The organism is Bacillus sp. JS, from assembly GCF_000259365.1.
Classification (GTDB): Bacteria; Bacillota; Bacilli; order Bacillales; family Bacillaceae; genus Bacillus; species Bacillus stercoris.
The window spans coordinates 2177329-2197551 of sequence record NC_017743.1; the positions used below are offsets into that span (position 1 = coordinate 2177329).

The following is a 20223-nucleotide window of genomic DNA, read 5'->3' on the forward strand; positions in this document are numbered from 1 at the left end:
CCCGTCCATTTTACAACGAATGTCATGATGAAACAAACTTCAGCATTGATTATAAAGGAATATGCAGAAAAAAGAAATGTTCGGAGATCTGTTAGGCGCTTTCTGAGAAAAGCGGATAATCGGGGTGTTAATTTGAAAACCTAACCGCAGGAAGGAGGGGTGGGACATGGGTAAAAAACATCGTAACCGGATCACCGGCCAAAAAAAGAACAATCATATACCTGAAAAAGATATCATTGCAGCTGAAGAAGCACACGGGAAAGAATATTCCGCTGCCAAACGCAAGCCTTAAATTGCAGAAAACTGCGGATTTCCGCAGTTTTCTTTTCGTTATGTTGTTTGTACAATCAGACGGTTGATTTTCCTCCAGCCGGCGGGAAGCAGTTGATAATATGTTTTCCCTTTTCTGCCTTCATCAATCAGGATCACGTCCCCTGTAGCCATAAATCTCGCATCATAATCACTCGGAACAGTGTCGAATACATTAAACAAAGAGAACGCTCTTTTCAGTACATCTTGATGATCGCTCCCGTTCAGTTCAGTTCGATAGACGGCTTTGTAGCCCTTTTTTTCGCCAAACCGGGGTGTTTGAAATATTGTCACGTCATAGGAACAAGACTTCTTTTTAAACACGGATAACATCATCAAGATCCCCTCCCTTTTATTTCTTTAACATATTGGCGTTTTTGCTGTGTTTTCCTCTCTCTATTTTTGTCGAAACCGCTTAATCTTTTCGTCAAAATCTTTTACCAGGAAAAACAGAAGCAAGCCGAGACTGAAGCCTCCTAACACGTCTGTCAAAAAGTGAACCCCCAGATAGACTCTGCTTAAGCCCACCAAAACAGTGATTACGCCGGCAATGGTATATACCATTTTTTTATGCTTGGACAAAAACGGGAGGTGTTTCACTAAAACATAAGCAATGACAGGATAGACACAAGCAGCATTCATAGAGTGGCCGCTCGGAAAACTGTAGGATGATTCATGAACCAGCGGTGCAAAATCAGGCCTCACTCTTTCGATCCATTCTTTTAAGACTTTGTTTAACAGCCGATCTGCGCCGAATACCAGGAGCATCAACAGGCCATCCCATGTTTTTCTGTAAAAAAACAGGCCCGCTCCGATGATTACAATTAGAGGGAGCAGAAAAGAAGAAGCACCAAGATGCGTGATTCCTGTCATGACATCATTAAGCCATGGCTGGCGGATCAAAACAGCCGCTTTGCTTATGGCTTCATCTGCAGACTGAACAGCATTTGTATGAATGGCCGCAGCTAGAATGAGGAAGAAAAGAAACAAACTAACGGGCTTGTACAACAATGTAACCACCTCAATTTCACAGAAGTCATAGAACATGAATAATAAAACCGGAGCTGACCGCTCCGGTTTTAAGCCTCACTCATCTTCATCCAGCTCTTCATCTATCATACATTTTTCTATCAAATAATCAAAGGTAATATCAGCGATTTCAAACAGCTCATCCTCACTCGGTATGTAGCCCCGTCTTGCAAGCTCTCTGTAAAAAAATTCAGCGATTTCTTCCGTATCAATCACAAGATCTATCTCTTTCATCTCCGTACCGCCTCCTTTTTTATGTTTTATGAAAAAACAGGCTGAATTATACCCGGTGTTCTAAACAATTCTTTCAGTCATATATTGATTAAAAAACGAGCCATGGGAGGCTGACGCTATGATCGCTAAAATGATGGAAGCACTGGACGGAGAAAGATTTGATATCATAATGGAAAAAACGCTCAAAGGGATGACGCGTGTGATGATTTGGGGCTGTCTGCCTTATTTTATATATATCTTGATCCGTATGTTCACAAACTAACTGAAATGCTCTTTTAAACTTTCCAGAACAAACTTCATCATATCTTTATATTCTTCATCATGAAACATTTCGTACAGAATTTTGTAATCATTATAAATATCCAGAAGCTCATCAACAATTGATACAGCAAGGATGTGAAGGGTATCTTGATCTTCATCATCGCCTTCAAACTGAAGAAGAGCAGACGATGCGATATCTTCGCCGATCTCATGGCCAGTTTCTCCGACATAGTGGACAAACAACAGCTGGTGTACAAACTGGTCCATTTCATATTTTCTAAGCACCAGCGTGAGATCCTCTTCCTCCGTTTCAAGCCACTCTCCATCCTTTAAACGGGTGAGCTCATAAATGATATCTTCCCAGCCATCTTCTAAATATCTCCAAATTTCTGTTCTGTGGCCGATAATGCGAAAGAGTTCTTTTCCATAATCTTTTACATAAACAACGTCCCCAATAAGGAATTCATATTCAATATCAAGCTTTTCCATGTCGACAATGACACCCTCATAATCTTTATAAAGCTGAATGGACGATTCAAAGTATAAAACTTCGTTATGATTGACTTCATAAAGATAGTGTTTATCAATTTGATGCACTTTTGTGATGGTGCCAACTGTTCCATACATAATGACGACTACGATATCCCCTACTTGGAATTTCGGTTTATTTTGCTTCATGGTGTCTCCCCCTCGCCGCAACATTTCTCATACGCTATCGTATGCCGGGGGAAGCCAATTCGCATGGGCATGAAAACCAAAGGAAATATCCAATTATGGTATGGATATGGACATAAAAAAATCCGCAGTGATCTGCGGATGAAACAGCTATTATCTGCCGTGCACTTCAGCCTCGTATTGATCCCAAGCTTCATCAAACGTTGCCATCGTGTGAAGATAATCAGCATTCAGCTCCAAATACGAACTGATTTCATGATAATCGGTTGATGTTTTCGGAAAGCTGTGATCCTCATACGCCTGATTGGCAAATTCACTGATGCTGTCCTTCGGCTTCGGGTGTCTGTATTTTAATAAATAGTGATAAAAGGATTTCATGGGTTTCCCCTCCTGGTGTCTGTCTTTTGTTGTTCTATTATACAGTTCAAGTGTAAAATTACAACAAAAGAATACTGAAACATGACTCAGGAGAAGTCAAAATAGTTGCGTTTCAAAATCCTTTCTGTCTCCATGAGCTGCTGATACGTTAGGCTTTCAGGCAGTTTTTTTGTTTGAATCAAAAGCAGCTGATCCTCAATCTCCTTAACCGTACTTTCCTCTTGATAGCTCATACCGCAGGCAGCACATACCATGGCGGGGGTGTCTGTCAATTCTATAGCCCTCGTTCCATCAGGGAGCTCCCAGTACACGGTGTTCCTTCCGGGCACCGCTTCAAGTTCGCCGCACCATTCGCATGTTTTCATGAAGAATCTCCTCCGCTTTCAATCTCTTCCTGTTTTTTCTGCTGCGCCAAAAATTTCTTTTCTTTAAGCTGATCCCTTTTCTCACGGCGGTCTTTTAATGTTTCATGCTCCGGATTTGCGATGTATGCCTCTCTCCTTTTGATTCTGTCTATATTTTCAGGTGTAAATGAAACTTCTTTGTCAGCAAAAATAGCACTCAGCCCGACCGGATCCTTTTTGTCAGCGGTTTCAGGGAAAACGGACTCAAAATAAGCGTCTGCCTGGTTGGGGATATAATTCTCCGGTTCCGGATATGACGTAATCACACCTTCAAAATTTCTTAAGATGACTTTGTCAGGACTTTGTGACAGGACATAGTTTGGCTGCAGGGCGATTTTACCTCCGCCGCCTGGTGCGTCAACGACAAAGGTAGGAACTGCATAGCCTGAGGTATGCCCTCTCAGCCCTTCAATGATCTCCAAACCTTTGGAAACAGGCGCCCTGAAATGCCCGATACCCTCTGACAGATCACATTGGTAGATATAATACGGACGGACTCTGATTTTTACCAAATCGTGCATAAGCTTTTTCATAATTGGAACCGAATCATTAATACCCGCTAATACGACAGCCTGATTTCCGACCGGCACACCTGCGTTCACAAGCTTTTCACAGGCTTCAACGGATTCCTCTGTCATTTCGATGCTTGTGTTGAAATGAGTGTTCAGCCAGACCGGATGATATTTTTTCAATATCTCGCACAATTGATCGGTAATGCGCTGCGGAAAGACGACAGGCGCCCTTGTTCCGATTCTGATGACTTCCAAATGCGGAATGCTCCGCAGCTCTTTTAAAATGTATTCTAAAATTTGATCATTAATAAGCAGCCCGTCACCGCCTGAAATTAAACAATCACGGATTTCAGGTGTTTCCCGGATATAAGCAATTGCAGCATCCAGCTGTTTTTTAGGGACTCCCATTCCGATTTGTCCGGAAAAACGCCTTCTTGTGCAGTAGCGGCAGTACATAGAACATTGATTCGTGACAAGAAACAGCACACGGTCGGGATAGCGGTGTGTCAGACCCGGTACCGGTGAATCTTCATCCTCATGTAGCGGGTCTTCCAGATCGTATTTTGTTTTGTGCATTTCTTCAGAAAGCGGCACAGACTGCATTCGGATCGGGCATCTCGGATTGTCGGGGTCCATTAAAGAAGCATAGTAAGGCGTAATATTTAAGGGGATCGTTTTTGTAGAAATTCTGACACCTTCCTCTTCTTCCTTGGTCAGATTGATGACCTTCTTTAAATCCTCTAACGTTCTAACAGTATGTGTCAGCTGCCAAAGCCAATCGTTCCATTTCTCTTCCGGAACGTCCTTCCATAACTCGATCTCCTTCCAATGCCGTTTCGGTTTATACCATTTGTTTTCCAAACGAACTCCTCCTCGCGCATGTTTTGACTTACAGTTGTTTGCACCAAATATTCATGTTTTCAAGACCTTCGGCTATAAAGCAATTATTGATCAGCCTTCCGCCATACTGATAACCTGAATGGTACAACACAGCATTCATCCCAAAAGACGAAGCACGGGCGAGAGAAAACACATGGAAGATATCCCTTCCAGCCATTTCTTTTTCTAACGCCTTGATTAAAAAGCTTGTCAGCGAATGGCCGCGGTATTCCGGCAGCACAGCACAATCGGTTATTTCTGCATGCCCCAGCTCTGGATTGATTTCTGCGCTTGCTGCGCTGATCAAGCGGTCATGATCAAGCATGATATAATACACCGTATTTGCCTTCATCGTCTTTTCAATATAAGCGGGGTCAAATACGGGGGTCGGATACGTACGGAATACTTTTTTATACAGCATTGACAGCTGATACATGTCGTTTATCTCTGCTTTTCTCATCGTAAATACGGGTATGTTGTCGTTGCGGAGGCGAGGCACTGTGTGATATAAGGATTCGATGATCTCTTGTTCCTCAGTATATGAATCTGTTTGCCTCCGGCTTTCTGAAAGGTAACGAACCATGACACAAGCCGAATGGCCGAGATAATAGCCCTTTAGATAACCCTCCGGCGCAAATAATTGTTTGGCAAGCATTGGTTCATCATGCTGCTTCGTATAGACGATGATTTTTTCCGCATTCTCTTCTTTCGCCGCTGCCACGATATCTGGCAGGGCCTTCTCAATGGCTCCGTCATAACAGACCACTCTGATTCGTTTATTAAAGCTGTCATGGTCCAAAACTGCTGTGACACCGCTACTCTTTATCGACTTGAGCATCCGCATCCTCCCCGTCTGTATGAAGCCCGCACCAATCCATGACAAAAAGTGCAATAATTTTAGCAGATTCTATCATGGCTTCAACCTCAATGTATTCATTGGCCTGATGAGCCGCTTTTGTTTCCCCTGGCCCGAAGACGATCACTGGCGTATCTCCTGCATGATATAAAAGCCCTCCATCCGTTCCCCACGGGGAAGCTTCGAGAATCGGCTCTGTCTGTTTCATTTTTTGATAGGCTGATTGCAGCACAGAAATTAAAGGGTGGTCATCAGGTAAATCATTCGGCAGCCACTGAGCGCCAAACCATTCTACTTGTACGGGATGGCGTTTAAACCATTCGTCACGGTATTCTAAATCCTTCAGCCAGTTTTCCAATTCAAGTTTGACAGCTTCCGGTTTCTCATGGGGGGCAATTCCGCATCTCCCTTCTATGACGACACGGTCTGCAACTGAAGATGGCCAGGCACCGCCTGAGATGGTGCCGATATTCACCGGTACCGGTATTGGGATATTGTCATACAGCGGATCTGAGATTCTCGCGTTGCGGACCTTCTCCAGCTCTTGTATCGCTGTGATAACATGCATGCTTTTTTCAATCGCGCTTACCCCTTCATAGCGTGTGCCCCCATGTGCCGCTAATCCCTTCACTGTGATCCGAAACCACATTGAGCCCTGCTGCTTTATAAATAGTTTCATATTCGTCGGTTCAGGTATAAGCGCCCCGTCAGCACGATAGCCCCTCATGATGGCAGACAGTGTTCCGGCGCCGCCGCACTCTTCATCTACAACACTCTGAAACAATACATCTCCCTTCAATTTGACATCGCAGGCGTGCAAAGCTTCTAAAGCAAAAAGAAGGGCTGTATTGCCTCCCTTCATATCCGTTGAGCCACGGCCGTATATTTTACCGTTCTCTTCGAAAGCTTGATACGGTTCATACTTCCAATCCTTTACGTTTCCTTCAGGCACAACATCAATATGGCCGTTCAAAATCAGGGACCTGCCTCCGCCTGCTCCTGTTTTTTTCGCCACGATGTTCGGGCTCTCATGAAAATCGGAACGATTTGATTTAAAGTAGGGATGCTGTTTTAATTGCTTTAGGCTTGGCTCCCATACATCAATGTCCATATGAAATTGCCGCAGTTTTTCAAGCACAACAGCTTGGGCGTTAAACTCTGACCCCAAAGTGCTTTTTTCCCCAATCAGCCTTTTGAGAAGACGAATGGCTTTGGCCGAATGCTGATCAAGCCACCCGATAACTTTTCTTTCAATGTCTTGCATCCTCATTCCCCCTCTTAAGAAAAAGGCATATCTATTTTGATTTCAGCCTCTGTCAGCCTCGTCACCTCTTCGATTGTCGAGCCATTCATCAGCTCTTTTAAAATAAAGTAATGGCCATCGACCTCAAGAACCGCTTTTTCGGTAATAATCAAATCCACACAGCCTGCGGCAGTTAACGGCAGCGTACATCTTTCTGTTAATTTAGGCCTACCCTTTTGATCTGTATGACTCATGACAACAACCACTTTTTTCGCTTTTTGGGCAAGCTCCATCGCCCCGCCCATACCCGGCACCTTTTTTCCCGGAACAAGCCAATTTGCCAAATCGCCTGATTGGCTCACCTGCAGGGCGCCTAAGATGGTAATGTCAATTTTGCCTCTTCTGATCATTGCAAAAGACAACGTAGTATCAAAATAGGAAGCCCCTTTTACAGCCCGGACAGGATATCCCGCAGCGTTGCATAAATGCGCATCCTCTTCTCCCTTTTCAGGACTTTCTCCAATGCCAAGGACACCGTTTTCGGCTTGAAACATGACCTGCATGTCAGTTGGCAAAAAGTTAGGGACCAAGGATGGGATGCCGATGCCGAGATTCACAATCATGCCCTGCTTAATTTCAGCAGCAGCCCGTTTTGCGATTTGTTCTCTTTCTGCTACTCCCAAGCCCATTTCCACTTCACTCCTTCACTTCGTACAACCCCCTCGACAAAAACCCCCGGTGTGACAATCATTTCTTCAGAAATCTCTCCCATCGGGACGATACGCTCAGCTTCGGCAAAGGTTCTCCTGGCGGCCATTGCCATTAACGGATTCATATTGCGCGCGGTTTTGTCATACGTTAGATTGCCGAATTCATCGGCAATGCACGCATTGATGAAAGCAAAATCAGCCGTCAGCGCTTCTTCTATCAAATATCGTTTTCCCGCCACAGTTACGATGTCCTTTTCCTCGCAAACCATTTGATTATCAATGCCGATATCGCTTAAAATACCGCCAAGTCCTGCTCCGCCGGCGCGAATCCGCTCCGCAAGCGTTCCCTGAGGTGAAAATTGAACTTCTAATGTCCCGTCTGTCATCTGTTTCCCCGCTACAGGATTGGAACCGATATGCGAGGCGATCAGGGTTTTGACCCGTTGATTAACAATAAGCGGGCCGATCCCTATCTCCGGGAAACCGGCGTCATTGCAAATAACAGTTAAATCCGTTACACCGCTGTCCAAAATAGCCTCAATCAATGAAGGAGGCGACCCGACTCCTCCAAAACCGCCAAACATCAGAACCGATCCGTCCTGAACATCTGCAATTGCTGTTTCAATGCTGATTGCTTTTTGAAATGGCGCCATTTGATGTCAATCCTTTTTTAAGTTTTTTTCGACCGCTGCAACTGTTTCTGAAAAAATAGAGATAAGCTCTTCAACTTCACCGTCAGAAATGGTAAAAGGAGGGGCAATAATGACAGCATCTCCTTCTCCGCTGTCTATCCCAGCTTTGGAAGGATAAACAATCAGCCCGCGTTTTTTCGCCTCGCTGACAATAAGCTGGGTTACCGCCTGTTCTGGCGGAAACACTTTCTTCGTTTTCTTGTCTGCCACAAATTCAATGCCTAATAGCAGACCCTTTCCGCGCACATCACCTATGATGCCGCTTTGAGACGCCGCCTCTTCAAGCTTCTTCCTCAGCACAGCTCCTTTTATTTCTGATTGTTTGATCAAGCCGTGCTTTAACACATACCGCAAAACTTCAAGAGCAGCTTTGGCTGAATAGGGATGTGCACTATATGTGTGGCCGCTCATAATCACACCTGATCCTTGTTTAATCGTTTCAACAATAGAATCAGATACAACAGCAGCAGCAATAGGGGCATACCCCGCACCGAGACCCTTGCCCAGTACAGCAATATCAGGAATGGTGTGCCAATGCTCTGTCGCAAGCATCCTTCCTGTTCTCCCAAGCCCTGTCATGACTTCGTCTGCAATAAAAAGCACGTCGTGTGTGCGGCATACCTCGCTTAATTTCTCATAATATCCCGGAGGCGGAGTAATCGCTGCTCCTGCAGCACCAATAATTGGCTCAGCCACAAAGCCGGCGATGAATTGGCTTCCGATTCTCTTGATCGCAGTGTCCAATTCATCAGCTGCAGACTGAACAAAATTTTCTGCCTTCTCTTGATTCAGCCGATAAAGGTGTGGAGCTGAGATAGCTGGATACCGCTCTATGAGATGGGTGAACCGGTATCTCCTTTCATAAAAACCAGATAATGAAAGCGCTCCCAAAGTTATTCCGTGGTAACTGCTCCACCGAGACAAAAAGATGGATTTTTGTGTTTGCTTTTTTTCCTGCCAATACTGAATGGCGATTTTCATCGCTGTTTCTATCGCTTCTGATCCGCTGTTGACAAAAAAAGACCAATTCACATCTCCCGGCAGCTCCTGTGCCAAGAGAGCGGCTAATTGCTCGGCGGGCTCGCTCGTAAACTGTGAGCGGTAAGCAAAAGACACCTGATCAAGCTGTTCTTTCAGCTTCTCAGTCACATCACGAACTCCGTGGCCGATATTACATGTCACCGCACCTGACGAGCCGTCAAGATATTTTTTTCCGGTCTGATCATAAACGTATGAACCCTTCGCATAACCGACAACCGGATAGACCGAGCTAAGCTCCGGCTTAATCAAATAACTGCTCATGCTCCCACCTCAAAACCCTTTTAACATATTGTATGAGTGTCCAAATGGCGGCATGACGTTCCCAGCAAAAACTTTTCACATAAAAAGAGCCTCCCTGAAGGGGAAGGCTCTTTTTGAATTTCAGCATCTAGCAAATAAAAGCGGCTCCGACAATAATTAATAAAATGAACAAGACGACAATCAATACAAATGTATTTGTCCCGCAGCCAAATCCGTAACCGTATCCAGGGTATCCATACATGCTGTTTTCATCCTTTCTTATCACGATATACGGCATTTTATGCGGGCCAAGTCCCAAATGGTTTGTGCAAACGCCTATTTCATGTAAGGAAATAATGAAAAACAGTATGCACCCGCTCATATTTTTTAAATGTCAGCTTTTCGTAAAAATGGGTTGCACCGTCTGTGCTTGTAGCGACTAAGTAGGCTGCTTCCATTCCTAGTGATTTGGCGATGGACAGCATTTCTTGCACTAAGATACTGCCGTAGCCCCTCCTTTGAAACTGATCTAAAATTGCCACTTCTTCGATTTTAGCTGTTTTCTCTTGCTGATCGATAAACAGCTCTCCGCACCCAATGGGAATTTTCTGTGCCTGGTCGCTATAACAAACAACAAGAATGATTGTACCCGCTTCGTAGAAAGGATATTTTCTACTTAATTTTTGTTCGGCGATCGCTTCTCCAATATAAATGGAATCGTAAATTTTCATAATAGAAGATCCGTCGCTAAGGCTCTTTGCCGTCCCCCATGCGGTTAAAGGATGTCCCATCTGTCCATTCCAGTCATTAAGCTTCATGTCATATAGCAGCTCATCCTCGACGACAAAACCGCTTTTTACGAGCGACTGCTTCAAACCAAGCGGAAAAACATGCTGCGGCGACGCTTTTAAATGGAGATAATTCGCTTCAAGCAGCTTTGGTACGGAAGGCAAAAAGTTCAGTAACCGCTCCAATGGAAACGTATCATGGAGCTGAACAAAATTATGAGAAAAAATTTGCGGAAGCTGAGGATCTCTGTATACGCTGTAATGATCAAACGATGTCGATTCAGACGTTAACAATATATATTGATGTTCCGTTTTTGCATAATGTCCTGTCATGAACGTCTCCTTTTTATGACCTATCCCTTTACTCTGTTGCAATGTTCAATTTCTTTATAATCTCATCGTACACCGGATAAAACGGCTTTCCAATTGGAAATTGCTGAATATTTCGGAAAGAAGCGGAGATTGGCTTCTGATGTAAAAAAAACTTCCTTGCTACTTGTTCACTAATTGGGTGAAAGAAGCCGTTTAGAAACAAAAACGGCTCGCGTTCGATGAAAAACAGCCTTCGGCCAGGCGGATTTTTGATCAATTCAGATCGCTTCCACATAATCGGCGGTCCTTCCAAAAGCGCCTCCAGCTCCTCTTTTCCAACTGTCAATATGTCTTTTCTTTGAAATTGATAAAATTGAAACGCATACTGGTCCACAATGCGCCTTTTTTTTCCGGCTTCGATATAAAATATGGCAGGATGGTCAGCTTCCTTTACTAAAATATAATTCGGAATGTTTAAAATCTTCCCCATCCTATATTGGAATAAATATGGGTCTGGAACAGCGACAGTCCGATTTAGATACCAAAAACTCCACTTTTCCCCGACAGGGTGCCGTACACCCTGATCAAGAAAATACACAGTTTGATCTGAACCTTTCACAAAAGAACCGTCAATCAAATCGGCGGGCAGAAACCGATATGCATTTTGAAATGAATCTGGGGTTTTATAAGTTGTATCTAATACTTCATTTATCGGCAGAAATGGGGTAAAGTTGTTGAGTCTCGCCCAAAAAATTGCGTCGCCATGATTCCAATGCTTCATATCATCATCCCAATAGCCTCCATATTTATGGTGAATGAGATTAAGTAACGAACGGCGATGCATTACTGAACAATGATCAACATGAAAAGCCGCCTGCTCTAGCACTGCATTGGCATTTCTGTAGAAATATGAGATTTCCTCTCCCCTTTCGTTTACATGTACAACTTTTTGTTTTGAATAGACAACCTGCGCTTCAGGCTGATGTGAAAACTCTTGCACCATACGGCTCAGCCGCTCGGGATGATAAACAGTGTCATCAGTAAGATAGGAAATGTAATCGCCTTCTGCAAATGGGAGCGCACTGTTAATTAATGTGGCATAACGGGCTGTTTTTAATCGATCTGCAGGTTGCACGAAACTGTTATGATATTGAATGCGCCGGTCATGGAGATACTTGTGAATCACCGCAGTTGTTTCTTCATTCGAATGATCATCCATAATAAAAAGCTCCCAAAGATCATGCGTTTGCTGAATCACGCTTTCGATCGCTTTTTGCAAATATTTAGGTTTGTTGTAACTTGTTAAAATAATAGACACTTTCTCTCCCATCTATACCGCCCCCGCCGTCAAACATAAAAACGGCTCCGCAGCAAGCAGAGCCTCTGTCATCATTTAAAAAGCACCCCAGCTTACAACACTTGAAAGTGACACATGAGATCTCGTGTTATTTAACGGGTTTTGAAAAATAACCAAATCAGTCAGTACTTCTTTTACGATGACATTCTGAAGCGTATCTCCGTTGATCAAATGAACTTTTGAAACCGGTACGCCCAGCTCCTTTGCAAAAACGAGCTGGCGTCTGAGATCAGATGGATTTCCTTCAGTAGATGATTGACGAATAAGCAGAATCAGCAAAAGCAAAATAAAATGCAGTTCATCTTGGTTTTCTTCTCGATCCACTTGTTTCTCTAAATCCAAATAATCCCTCTCCCTTATCCCTTTACTCTGTTTCACAATATGAGCGACTTTGATGTATGGTATAGGGCTATGTCCACTCCATTAAAAAATCAGCATTTTCCTTAAATACATGAAAAATAGGTCTGGTACGGCGTTCGACTCATACCAAACAACAGCCAGAAGAATAGATTAACGTGAGTTCACTATCGAATAGGAGGTGTGTGTAATGAGCTCTGAAAATGCACAGTTAAAAAAGGATTTAATTAAAACCGTTTTAAGTCCTTTATTTCCAACTGCAACAGAAGGAGGAGAAAACATGGAAAGTAATCTTAAAGCCTTGCTTGAAGCTGCCATCGATCAAAAAGTAGATGAAAGTGAAACGGTTACGGCAGAATCTATTTTAGACCCTTCCCTTCCGGCAAGATGGATTTTTGCCAGAGTTACGCCAGGCACGACAATCAGCATTGTGACTGATTCAGGTGACATGATCGGGCCAGTTGTCTTCGTTGCTTTCGATCAAATTCACGGTATCGTCTTTGTAACACAGGAAAGCTCCGTCACTCCGGCAGGTGAAGCTACAACATTAATTGATGTAGACAAAGTAGAAAGCGTTACGTTCTTTTCATAACATCCGATGAAAGTCTTGTATATCCAGTCGGGATACGGAGGCATATACAGTTATTTTGATCGCTGGGCTGAAGAATGTTTTCAGAACACTCATACAGAGTATATGATTGCAGATAAACCTGAAGCAGAATATTTGGTGAAGATCGAAGCGTTTCAGCCGGACTTCGCACTTATAATGGTTGGAGACCGCGTTCCTCACGACTGGCTGACCTGGTTAAAGGGTAAGGATATCCCCGTGTATGTTTGGCTGACCGAAGACCCATTTTATATTGATATCAGCCTACAGGTAATTAAGCTTGCTGACGCCATATTAACGATTGAACAAAATGCCGCTTTCTATTATCAAGAGCTCGGCTACCAGAACGTCTATTATGTTCCGATACCAGTTAACCATCGGCTGTTTAAAAAAATGGGCACCGAACATTCCTATCATTCAAATCTGTTAATCATCGGCTATCCTTATCCTAATCGGGTTCAGCTTATGAAAGAAGCGGTCCATCTGCCTTTCACGGTTCGGGTAATCGGCAAGGAATGGAGAAAATATCTGCCTAAAAAAGTGCTCAAACAGCCGCACATTGATGTCGTCAGCACATGGGTTCCACCCGAACAGGCCGTTCATTATTATAACGGAGCAGATATCGTAATCAATGCGCATCGGCCCTATCATTTTGCTTTCAACCAAAATACTATGCGCATCAAAAATGCCAGTTTTAATAACCGAACGTTTGATATCGCTGCATGCGAAGCATTTCAATTAACCGATTTACCCGCGGCCCATCCTTTTTCATCCTTTATTTCTTATCACGGCATGGACGACTTTAAGGAAAAAACCGCTTTCTATATCAAAAACCCTGAAGAACGGCATAAAGCTGCAGCAGCCAATTATAATGAGACCGTACCCGCATTTACGTTTGATGAGCTTCCTGCAACACTAAAGGCGATTCATCTGGCGCTTTCTTGAAAAATCGTTCATTGCTATGAACGATTTTTTCATTCACAGAAAAAAGCAGCTTGTTCAGCTGCTTTCTTTTCTAGCCGTCAGAACGGTCTTTCAGCTTCCTCGGGTTCACCTGTTTATGAAGATCAGGCATTCTGCCGAGATGCTGTGCAATTTGTTCCCACGATACAATTTTGAAGTTTTGATTGACTGCTTGTCCATTATCAATATTTTCGCCGTCCTGCGCCACAAAAATCCCATACGGATATTTTGGACCAAGCCCGAAACCGAGAACATCAATACCATCCGTGTCACTAGTACCGTCTATCTTCTCTCCATCTGTGATTTCAAAGTTGGCCACATAGCGATTTTTCCCCTGCCGTTCATACATTGCATAGCTGTTATCTCCTTGACTTGAGGCCATGAGATATCCTTTGCCATTTGGTGCATAATAGATTGTCAGTCCTTCAATATCAGCTGTCAAATGTTCACCTGTCGCACGGTCAACAACCTGTCCCTTTGATCCTCCGCCTGGCTCAGCGTTAAATTTCCAGATCGCCTCATCTTCCTCTGCTATGTATAGGTTCCCGTACTCATCATCCGCAACAAGGCCTTCAGTCTGAGAATTCAACTTAAATTCACGCACTTTTTTTCCTGTTACAAAACCTTTTCCACCATCAACAATTTCATACTGCTCAAATTCCCCTTGTTTGCCTGTCACTAATGCGTAAAATGCCCCTGTTTTCTGGCTGTGATACAGGCTGAATCCGTAAACCTCAGAAATACCAGTGGAAATAGGATGTTTCGGATCTGTAATGCTTTTCAATTTCCCTTTATCCCCGTCTATTGCATATACTTCAATTGTATTTTTTCCTTCAGACCTGTTGGATGCTGCAGCAATATCAATTTTTTCACCTTTCAATGGAAAATCATAGCGCAGATCGACATTATTGAGCTTGCCAAATTCATAAGAATGAAGCTGCTTTCCATCTAAATCATACACGACGAGCCCTGATTTCTTATTTGTCGTAATTAATTTGCTTTTTTCCGGATGTTTCTCATGAATCCAAATAGCCGGATCGTCAGCTGCGTCATCGCCAGAAGCGACCGGATCTGTCTCCGTTTGCGCAGTCACTTTGAAATGATGTTCCTCACTCACATCATGAGCCGACACCGAGTTTGCTGTCAGGCTAAGCAATAAACCCGCGGCGGTGCTTAGCAGCATTGTTTTTGAAAACTTCATTTGGTACCCTCCTCTTTTATCACTATCATCCCTATTGTAAAATATATACATGTATTTACCGTGAGGAAAATGAACCTTTTTTTATAGGGTTTCTGGCTCATAAACAACTTTCCCTAAAGAGGTACGTGAGATGACTTTGTCAGCTTTGTTTTTGAGGTGCGAAATAAAAACATAATGAATATTTAGTACATTGTTTATTTAGTTTCATCATTTTCTATTAAAAAAGAACACGTTGTGACATGATCATTCCCCTAAATTTTGTTTTATTGGTTGCTTTCATTAATTCGATTATAAAGTTGAACATATGATGCATGGTAGAGAAACGAGAGTTGGAGGATAAGCCATGCCTAAACAGCAAACAGCAGAACTAAAACCATTTTTTCATAACAAAACAGTTTTAGTCACTGGCGGAACAGGTTCAATCGGGAGTCAAATTGTCAAACGCCTTTTGCTGCTTACACCTAAACAGGTGATTGTATTCAGCAAAGACGACAGTAAACAGTATGTCATGAGCCAAAAGTATGCGGAGGATAAGCGGCTATTATTTGTACTCGGAGATGTGCGCGATCACAGAAGGGTGAATCAGGTGATGAAAGGCGTCGATATCGTCTTTCACGCGGCTGCGCTGAAACAGGTTCCGACATGTGAGGATCATCCATTTGAAGCGATCCAGACCAATCTCATCGGCGGACAAAATGTGGTGGAAGCTGCCCTTTTACACCGAGTGCAGCATGTCATTAATATCAGTACAGATAAAGCTGTATCTCCTGTGAACACAATGGGTGCCACCAAGCTGTTATCTGAAAAGCTGTTTCATCAAGCAAACCGCCACGTTCAAAACAAAGGAACCGTGTTTTGTTCGGTCCGCTTTGGAAATGTTCTGGGCTCCAGAGGTTCGGTCATCCCTATATTATTTGAACAGATGATGGAGGGTCAGCCTCTGACTATCACAGACAAGAACATGACCAGATTTTTCATGTCAATAGACGATGCAGCTACATTGACTTTGCAATCAGCTGCGATTACAAAAGGCGGAGAAACCTTTATTTTTAAAATGGAATCACTGAAACTTGAAGAACTGATTCATGGATTTGAAGAATATGCATCGCAGCACGGGCTCCCGCGGCCGGCTGCAGTAGAAGTCGGCAAGCGTCCAGGTGAAAAGCTTCACGAAGAATTAACATCCCCGCATGAAATTGAATCACTGTATGAATGGGGCAACCTTTATGCGATCCTTCCAGAGCCTGAAAAACATCCTGACTTTCGCAAAGTCAATCTGCCTGGGTATCAATCTGATCAGGCCCCGCTCATTACGAAAGAAAGAATTGCCCAGATTATTGAAGACTTGCATCAAGAGAAAAAGGCATAAAAACAAGCCTGTCTATCCATTAGGCAGGCCTGTTTTTAATATTTTATTTATCAAAGAGATGCAGGTAACTTTCGTATCCTTCCTCTTTCAGCTTATGCTTTGGAACAAACCGCAGCGCTGCTGAATTTATGCAGTAACGAAGCCCGTTTGGCCCCGGACCGTCATTAAATACATGGCCAAGATGAGAGTCAGCAGTTCGGCTTCTTACTTCAGTGCGAATCATGCCATGGCTCGTGTCCAGTTTTTCTTCCACTTCTTCTTCTTCAACCGGCTTTGTAAAGCTTGGCCAGCCGCAGTGGGAATCAAATTTATCCTTGGATGTAAACAATGGCTTGCCTGACACAATGTCTACATAGAGCCCTTCTTCCTTGTGATCCCAATATTCATTTTGAAACGGCGGCTCCGTGCCGTTATTTTGCGTTACTTCGTATTGTATGCGATTTAATGACTTCATTTTTTCTTCTTTATTGTACGCCATTTATTTATCCCCCCAATGCTCATTAATAAATCCGGCACGTCCGGAGCCTGTCCGGTAGCGTTGATAATGTGCTGGATTCTTTTTATAAAAATGCTGATGGTAACCTTCCGCTTCATAGAAAGGTTCAGCTTTTAAAATGTCCGTTACAATCGGATCTTTAAAGATCCCGCTTTCCGCCAGACGTTGCTTGGAAGCTTCCGCAAGCTCCTTTTGTTTATCATTATGATAAAAAATGGCTGCGCGGTAGGAACTGCCGCGATCAGCAAACTGTCCGCCGGCATCTGTCGGATCGATTTGCTGCCAAAATAATTCAAGCAGTTTTTCATAAGGGAATACATCAGGATGAAACGTGATTTGAACAGCTTCACGATGTCCTGTCGTTTCACTGCACACCTCTTCATACGTAGGGTTTTCAGTATGGCCGCCTGTATACCCGGACACCACTTTTTCAATACCCGGCTGTTCGTCAAAAGGTTTAACCATACACCAAAAACAGCCTCCTGCAAATGTGGCGATTTCTTTTTTTTCAGACATACTGGTGCCTCCTTTGTTAATACGTGGTATTATTATATTATAGCATGTAAAAATAGAATGAAAATGATTCTGCTTTTCAATAAAATCTATAGGTTTCAAGCAATATGCTTATGTAATGGAGGTTCACAAATTTGAAAGTAAGAACACAGATGATGTACGATATGGAAACTTTACTCCGTAAAGTCTTTAAACAAATACGCAATGAAATCAATGAAATTTTAGATAAAGAGCTGTCGCGGAATGAATTCACCATTCTTCGGATCCTCAGTGAGCAAGGGCCTAAAAAAGTCACTGAATTTGCGCCTATTTTAGAGGTATCGGCAAGCCACATTACGGCTGTGACTGATGCGCTGGTAGAAAAGGAATGGATTACGAGAATCAGATCGAAGGAAGACAGACGCATTATTCGCATTCATATCACTGAAGCTGGCGAAAAGGTCCTTCAGCACTTTAACGAGAAAAAAACGGAATACTTCTTCAAACGCTTTGACTGTTACACTGATGCTGAACTTGCCACGTTAATCGAGCTCTTCAGCAAACTTGATAAAAAACGGTAAAAAAAAGCACATACCGCTATATATAGGTATGTGCTTTTCGCAGTGCTTCACTTATTTTTCAGCGAACAGCTTCATTGTTTTCCAGCGGCCATACCTGTAATACAAAAATGCCGCGCAGCTGCTAAATAAAAAACTCATTCCGATTCCAAGCCCGATTCCTTTTTGTCCAAGCCAAGCTGAAAAAAGAACCGTGAAAGGATATCGCAGCACCCAAAACGAGATCAAATTTAAAACCAGCACCTGCAGCATCGCTCCCGCGGCTCTGACAATTCCGTTCAGCACGAAATTAATCCCAATAAAAGGGTAGAAAAACGCGATCCACCGCAAATATTGTTCACCAAATGCGACCGCATCAGGCTCGCTGATAAATAACCTTATAAGGTATTTACCAAACACCCAAATCATAACCGCAATCACCAGCATGCAGGAAATAACAGCCAGCACACCAAGCCTTGCAATCGTTCCTACTCTTTTATTGTTTCCGATTCCGATATTTTGCCCTGCCATACTGTTGACGGCCGTACCGGCAGCCATTGCTGGAAGCGTGATGATGCTGTCGAGCCGCTGGACCGCGCCAAAACCTGATACCACGTGCTCCCCGTATGAGTTGACAACACTCATAATCGCCATCATACCGCCTGTAATCACCATCATCTGCAGACCGGCCGGAATTCCGAGTTTCAAAATCAGCGCGGACTCTCCCCACTTGGGCACTCTCGGAATTGAGAATGGCACAAGCTTGTGTTTGATGACATAAAACAACCCATACAGAAACGCAACGCCTTGTGACAAAATCGTTGAATAAGCCGCACCCGCTATTCCCATGCGAAACACAGAAATAAAGAGCGGCGCCAGCACTGTATTCAGTACAACAGCAAACGCAATAAACCGGAGCGGTGTCTTGCTGTCGCCCAGCGCCCGAAGCACAGTACTGATAAAGTTATAACCAAATAAAAATAAAATGCCGATAAATTGAATCTGTAAATAAGTCTCAGCAAGCGGCAGCATTGACTCCGGCGTTTTTAGAAGACGCAGCAAAAGCTCTGACAGAAAAAAACCGGCCACGCCGAATCCGATGCTTAGGCCTGTTAATAAAACAACAAAAGCGTTAATATACGACGTCATTCCCTTTTCATCATCTTTTCCTTTTTGCTGAGATAAAATGGTTAACGTCGCATTGTTAAGGCCCAAAATAAAAGACAGCACGGTTAGAACAATCGTGCTTGATACCGCAGCTGCCCCAAGAGCCTGTGCCCCCAGTAAATTGCCGATCCACAAGCTGTCTATAAACTGAAAGGAAACCTGCAATGCGTTTCCGAGCATAATAGGCGTTGAAAACAGTACAAGCTGTTTCAGCACGTTCCCCTGTGTAAAATCGTATGCTTTCATCTTTTCTCCTTGTATTCTCAAATTTTCTTCGGACCGCACGAAAAAAGAGACGTTGTTTCATGTCTCTTTTTTCATGATTTATCGGTTTTTTTTCGGTCTCGCATACCGAATGTAAACACCATCACACTTAGGAACAAGGCACAATAGGAAACATTCAAATACATTTGATCCATGTCTTCAGCGGCCAGATGATGATAAGCCAGCCAGCCGAAGTACAGGGAAAATGTAAAGGATAATAAACTGAAATACTGGTAAACCTGTTTCATTTTCAGTCACCTCTATTGTTTAGGATGGTAATAGGAAAATTCAATTTCATCATTTTCTAAATTTATTTTATCCGCTTTGACATACATACCATTCGTTAAAGGCATTTCTGACAAACGCACTTCAATGCTTTTATCTCCAGGGTGAACGTGGACAAATGACGGCAATTCATAAAAGCTGTCCATATAATTTAACACAAAGCTAATCGGTATACTCAATTTCCCTAACGAAAATTTCGTAACATTCAACTCTACATCACCGTTTTTTTTCACGGTCGGTTCAAAAGCGATAAAAGCATCAATAGAGGTAGAAAATGCCTTGATTTTCCCTGCGACATGAACATCATCATCAATCTCTACTTTATAATCAAGCTTGTTTGATGCCTTGTCGTTTAAATATGAGTTAACAAACGCAGCTAATGATTCTTTTGTGCTTGTCACTTGAAATCCATACTCGCTCTCAGATGAATCCTTCACCTGAGCTTGCTCTCCCGGGAGCAAAACAAGTGTAACAACCCCGGCAGCGAGGATAAAATTGATTGCAAGCAATATAAAAAACAGTCGTTTCCACTTATTCATGCTGTC

The 20223-nt window shown here is 43.2% G+C and carries 28 protein-coding genes and 1 pseudogene; 6 read left to right on the forward strand and 23 right to left on the reverse strand.

Annotation, left to right across the window (positions count from 1 at the left end; translation table 11 throughout):
* The first annotated feature begins 166 nt into the window (after positions 1-166).
* Entirely contained in the window at positions 167-292 is a 126-nt protein-coding gene (locus MY9_RS10750; RefSeq protein ID WP_003231174.1) for a hypothetical protein, read from the forward strand.
* 38 nt (positions 293-330) lie between these two features.
* Here the strand turns inward: MY9_RS10750 and yodL are convergent, their stop codons facing one another.
* From yodL to MY9_RS10765, 3 genes are all read right to left on the reverse strand, one after another.
* On the reverse strand, positions 331-645 hold the full coding sequence (gene yodL / locus MY9_RS10755) for a shape determination protein YodL (RefSeq protein WP_014664300.1): 315 nt from the start codon (positions 643-645) through the stop codon (positions 331-333).
* Between the two features lie 60 nt (positions 646-705).
* Positions 706-1317, reverse strand: a complete 612-nt coding sequence (gene pgpB, locus MY9_RS10760) for a phosphatidylglycerophosphatase PgpB (RefSeq protein ID WP_041521363.1) — start codon at positions 1315-1317, stop codon at positions 706-708.
* 78 nt (positions 1318-1395) lie between these two features.
* Positions 1396-1572: a YozD family protein gene (locus MY9_RS10765; protein WP_003231166.1), complete on the reverse strand. Its 177-nt coding sequence runs from the start codon at positions 1570-1572 to the stop codon at positions 1396-1398.
* Between the two features lie 118 nt (positions 1573-1690).
* On the opposite strand from MY9_RS10765, the gene MY9_RS10770 reads away from it, so the two are divergent.
* Complete coding sequence (locus tag MY9_RS10770; RefSeq protein WP_014664301.1) at positions 1691-1834, forward strand: hypothetical protein; 144 nt, start codon at positions 1691-1693, stop codon at positions 1832-1834.
* Here the strand turns inward: MY9_RS10770 and MY9_RS10775 are convergent.
* From MY9_RS10775 to cgeC, 14 genes and pseudogenes are all read right to left on the reverse strand, one after another.
* The gene (locus MY9_RS10775) at positions 1831-2511 is read right to left on the reverse strand and encodes a hypothetical protein (RefSeq protein ID WP_014664302.1); all 681 of its coding nucleotides are present in this window, start codon (positions 2509-2511) and stop codon (positions 1831-1833) included. The two genes, MY9_RS10770 and MY9_RS10775, sit on opposite strands and share 4 nt — an antisense overlap.
* 150 nt (positions 2512-2661) lie before the next feature.
* On the reverse strand, positions 2662-2886 hold the full coding sequence (locus tag MY9_RS10780; RefSeq protein ID WP_003241575.1) for a YozE family protein: 225 nt from the start codon (positions 2884-2886) through the stop codon (positions 2662-2664).
* Between the two features lie 86 nt (positions 2887-2972).
* Complete coding sequence (locus tag MY9_RS10785; RefSeq protein WP_014664303.1) at positions 2973-3251, reverse strand: YokU family protein; 279 nt, start codon at positions 3249-3251, stop codon at positions 2973-2975.
* Entirely contained in the window at positions 3248-4663 is a 1416-nt protein-coding gene (ablA, locus tag MY9_RS10790; RefSeq protein WP_014664304.1) for a lysine 2,3-aminomutase, read from the reverse strand. The genes MY9_RS10785 and ablA overlap by 4 nt, the downstream gene beginning before the upstream one ends.
* A 28-nt stretch (positions 4664-4691) precedes the next feature.
* On the reverse strand, positions 4692-5519 hold the full coding sequence (gene ablB / locus MY9_RS10795) for a putative beta-lysine N-acetyltransferase (protein WP_014664305.1): 828 nt from the start codon (positions 5517-5519) through the stop codon (positions 4692-4694).
* Complete coding sequence (locus MY9_RS10800) at positions 5497-6807, reverse strand: peptidase (protein ID WP_080478241.1); 1311 nt, start codon at positions 6805-6807, stop codon at positions 5497-5499. Before MY9_RS10800 ends, ablB begins: the two co-directional genes overlap by 23 nt.
* Positions 6808-6815: 8 nt before the next feature.
* Positions 6816-7469: a 3-oxoacid CoA-transferase subunit B gene (locus MY9_RS10805; RefSeq protein WP_014664307.1), complete on the reverse strand. Its 654-nt coding sequence runs from the start codon at positions 7467-7469 to the stop codon at positions 6816-6818.
* Entirely contained in the window at positions 7454-8143 is a 690-nt protein-coding gene (locus MY9_RS10810; protein ID WP_014664308.1) for a CoA transferase subunit A, read from the reverse strand. The genes MY9_RS10805 and MY9_RS10810 overlap by 16 nt, the downstream gene beginning before the upstream one ends.
* A gap of 6 nt (positions 8144-8149) precedes the next feature.
* On the reverse strand, positions 8150-9484 hold the full coding sequence (locus tag MY9_RS10815; protein WP_014664309.1) for an aspartate aminotransferase family protein: 1335 nt from the start codon (positions 9482-9484) through the stop codon (positions 8150-8152).
* Positions 9465-9618: pseudogene (locus MY9_RS21580) on the reverse strand (hypothetical protein). The gene MY9_RS10815 and the pseudogene MY9_RS21580 overlap by 20 nt, the downstream one beginning before the upstream one ends.
* Complete coding sequence (locus tag MY9_RS22125; protein ID WP_370881202.1) at positions 9612-9761, reverse strand: YjcZ family sporulation protein; 150 nt, start codon at positions 9759-9761, stop codon at positions 9612-9614. The pseudogene MY9_RS21580 and the gene MY9_RS22125 overlap by 7 nt, the downstream one beginning before the upstream one ends.
* 43 nt (positions 9762-9804) lie before the next feature.
* Positions 9805-10584, reverse strand: coding sequence for a spore maturation N-acetyltransferase CgeE (gene cgeE / locus MY9_RS10830; RefSeq protein WP_014664312.1), 780 nt, complete (start codon positions 10582-10584; stop codon positions 9805-9807).
* A gap of 28 nt (positions 10585-10612) precedes the next feature.
* Positions 10613-11893: a spore maturation glycosyltransferase CgeD gene (gene cgeD, locus MY9_RS10835; RefSeq protein ID WP_014664313.1), complete on the reverse strand. Its 1281-nt coding sequence runs from the start codon at positions 11891-11893 to the stop codon at positions 10613-10615.
* Between the two features lie 63 nt (positions 11894-11956).
* A complete protein-coding gene (gene cgeC / locus MY9_RS10840) occupies positions 11957-12262 on the reverse strand; it encodes a spore maturation protein CgeC (protein ID WP_014664314.1) in 306 nt (101 codons plus the stop codon).
* A 205-nt stretch (positions 12263-12467) separates the two neighbouring features.
* Here cgeC and cgeA point away from each other — a divergent pair, with 205 nt between their 5' ends.
* Both cgeA and cgeB read left to right on the forward strand, forming a co-directional pair.
* Positions 12468-12869 (forward strand): spore crust protein CgeA, encoded by a 402-nt coding sequence (gene cgeA / locus MY9_RS10845; protein WP_014664315.1) that lies wholly within the window; start codon positions 12468-12470, stop codon positions 12867-12869.
* Positions 12870-12875: 6 nt separating this feature from the next.
* Positions 12876-13829, forward strand: coding sequence for a spore maturation protein CgeB (gene cgeB, locus MY9_RS10850; protein WP_014664316.1), 954 nt, complete (start codon positions 12876-12878; stop codon positions 13827-13829).
* Between the two features lie 70 nt (positions 13830-13899).
* Here the strand turns inward: cgeB and MY9_RS10855 are convergent, their stop codons facing one another.
* The gene (locus tag MY9_RS10855) at positions 13900-15048 is read right to left on the reverse strand and encodes a phytase (protein WP_014664317.1); all 1149 of its coding nucleotides are present in this window, start codon (positions 15046-15048) and stop codon (positions 13900-13902) included.
* Positions 15049-15391: 343 nt separating this feature from the next.
* Between MY9_RS10855 and MY9_RS10860 the strand changes: the two genes are divergently transcribed.
* On the forward strand, positions 15392-16417 hold the full coding sequence (locus tag MY9_RS10860) for an SDR family NAD(P)-dependent oxidoreductase (protein WP_014664318.1): 1026 nt from the start codon (positions 15392-15394) through the stop codon (positions 16415-16417).
* A 43-nt stretch (positions 16418-16460) separates the two neighbouring features.
* Here the strand turns inward: MY9_RS10860 and msrB are convergent, their stop codons facing one another.
* Entirely contained in the window at positions 16461-16895 is a 435-nt protein-coding gene (gene msrB, locus MY9_RS10865) for a peptide-methionine (R)-S-oxide reductase MsrB (RefSeq protein WP_014664319.1), read from the reverse strand.
* Positions 16896-17429 carry a peptide-methionine (S)-S-oxide reductase MsrA gene (gene msrA / locus MY9_RS10870; protein ID WP_014664320.1) on the reverse strand — a complete coding sequence of 178 codons (534 nt, stop codon included), beginning with the start codon at positions 17427-17429 and terminating at the stop codon, positions 16896-16898. It lies immediately after the preceding gene.
* A gap of 131 nt (positions 17430-17560) precedes the next feature.
* Between msrA and MY9_RS10875 the strand changes: the two genes are divergently transcribed.
* Positions 17561-17986, forward strand: a complete 426-nt coding sequence (locus tag MY9_RS10875; protein WP_004398634.1) for a MarR family transcriptional regulator — start codon at positions 17561-17563, stop codon at positions 17984-17986.
* A gap of 51 nt (positions 17987-18037) precedes the next feature.
* Here the strand turns inward: MY9_RS10875 and MY9_RS10880 are convergent, their stop codons facing one another.
* The 3 genes from MY9_RS10880 to MY9_RS10890 form a co-directional block, all read right to left on the reverse strand.
* Complete coding sequence (locus MY9_RS10880; protein ID WP_014664321.1) at positions 18038-19375, reverse strand: MATE family efflux transporter; 1338 nt, start codon at positions 19373-19375, stop codon at positions 18038-18040.
* A gap of 71 nt (positions 19376-19446) precedes the next feature.
* The gene (gene ypmT, locus MY9_RS10885) at positions 19447-19641 is read right to left on the reverse strand and encodes a protein YpmT (RefSeq protein WP_014664322.1); all 195 of its coding nucleotides are present in this window, start codon (positions 19639-19641) and stop codon (positions 19447-19449) included.
* Positions 19642-19653: 12 nt separating this feature from the next.
* Entirely contained in the window at positions 19654-20217 is a 564-nt protein-coding gene (locus MY9_RS10890) for a YpmS family protein (RefSeq protein WP_014664323.1), read from the reverse strand.
* Positions 20218-20223: the final 6 nt, after the last annotated feature.

Bases quoted from the DNA above. Each gene is read 5' to 3' on its own strand.
- MY9_RS10750 (WP_003231174.1), top strand. From the start codon at position 167: ATGGGTAAAAAACATCGTAACCGGATCACCGGCCAAAAAAAGAACAAT.
- yodL (WP_014664300.1), bottom strand. From the start codon at position 645: ATGATGTTATCCGTGTTTAAAAAGAAGTCTTGTTCCTATGACGTGACA.
- MY9_RS10765 (WP_003231166.1), bottom strand. From the start codon at position 1,572: ATGAAAGAGATAGATCTTGTGATTGATACGGAAGAAATCGCTGAATTT.
- MY9_RS10770 (WP_014664301.1), top strand. From the start codon at position 1,691: ATGATCGCTAAAATGATGGAAGCACTGGACGGAGAAAGATTTGATATC.
- MY9_RS10775 (WP_014664302.1), bottom strand. From the start codon at position 2,511: ATGAAGCAAAATAAACCGAAATTCCAAGTAGGGGATATCGTAGTCGTC.
- MY9_RS10780 (WP_003241575.1), bottom strand. From the start codon at position 2,886: ATGAAATCCTTTTATCACTATTTATTAAAATACAGACACCCGAAGCCG.
- MY9_RS10785 (WP_014664303.1), bottom strand. From the start codon at position 3,251: ATGAAAACATGCGAATGGTGCGGCGAACTTGAAGCGGTGCCCGGAAGG.
- ablB (WP_014664305.1), bottom strand. From the start codon at position 5,519: ATGCTCAAGTCGATAAAGAGTAGCGGTGTCACAGCAGTTTTGGACCAT.
- MY9_RS10800 (WP_080478241.1), bottom strand. From the start codon at position 6,807: ATGAGGATGCAAGACATTGAAAGAAAAGTTATCGGGTGGCTTGATCAG.
- MY9_RS10805 (WP_014664307.1), bottom strand. From the start codon at position 7,469: ATGGGCTTGGGAGTAGCAGAAAGAGAACAAATCGCAAAACGGGCTGCT.
- MY9_RS10810 (WP_014664308.1), bottom strand. From the start codon at position 8,143: ATGGCGCCATTTCAAAAAGCAATCAGCATTGAAACAGCAATTGCAGAT.
- MY9_RS10815 (WP_014664309.1), bottom strand. From the start codon at position 9,484: ATGAGCAGTTATTTGATTAAGCCGGAGCTTAGCTCGGTCTATCCGGTT.
- MY9_RS22125 (WP_370881202.1), bottom strand. From the start codon at position 9,761: ATGCCGTATATCGTGATAAGAAAGGATGAAAACAGCATGTATGGATAC.
- cgeE (WP_014664312.1), bottom strand. From the start codon at position 10,584: ATGACAGGACATTATGCAAAAACGGAACATCAATATATATTGTTAACG.
- cgeD (WP_014664313.1), bottom strand. From the start codon at position 11,893: ATGGGAGAGAAAGTGTCTATTATTTTAACAAGTTACAACAAACCTAAA.
- cgeA (WP_014664315.1), top strand. From the start codon at position 12,468: ATGAGCTCTGAAAATGCACAGTTAAAAAAGGATTTAATTAAAACCGTT.
- cgeB (WP_014664316.1), top strand. From the start codon at position 12,876: ATGAAAGTCTTGTATATCCAGTCGGGATACGGAGGCATATACAGTTAT.
- MY9_RS10855 (WP_014664317.1), bottom strand. From the start codon at position 15,048: ATGAAGTTTTCAAAAACAATGCTGCTAAGCACCGCCGCGGGTTTATTG.
- MY9_RS10860 (WP_014664318.1), top strand. From the start codon at position 15,392: ATGCCTAAACAGCAAACAGCAGAACTAAAACCATTTTTTCATAACAAA.
- msrB (WP_014664319.1), bottom strand. From the start codon at position 16,895: ATGGCGTACAATAAAGAAGAAAAAATGAAGTCATTAAATCGCATACAA.
- msrA (WP_014664320.1), bottom strand. From the start codon at position 17,429: ATGTCTGAAAAAAAAGAAATCGCCACATTTGCAGGAGGCTGTTTTTGG.
- MY9_RS10880 (WP_014664321.1), bottom strand. From the start codon at position 19,375: ATGAAAGCATACGATTTTACACAGGGGAACGTGCTGAAACAGCTTGTA.
- ypmT (WP_014664322.1), bottom strand. From the start codon at position 19,641: ATGAAACAGGTTTACCAGTATTTCAGTTTATTATCCTTTACATTTTCC.
- MY9_RS10890 (WP_014664323.1), bottom strand. From the start codon at position 20,217: ATGAATAAGTGGAAACGACTGTTTTTTATATTGCTTGCAATCAATTTT.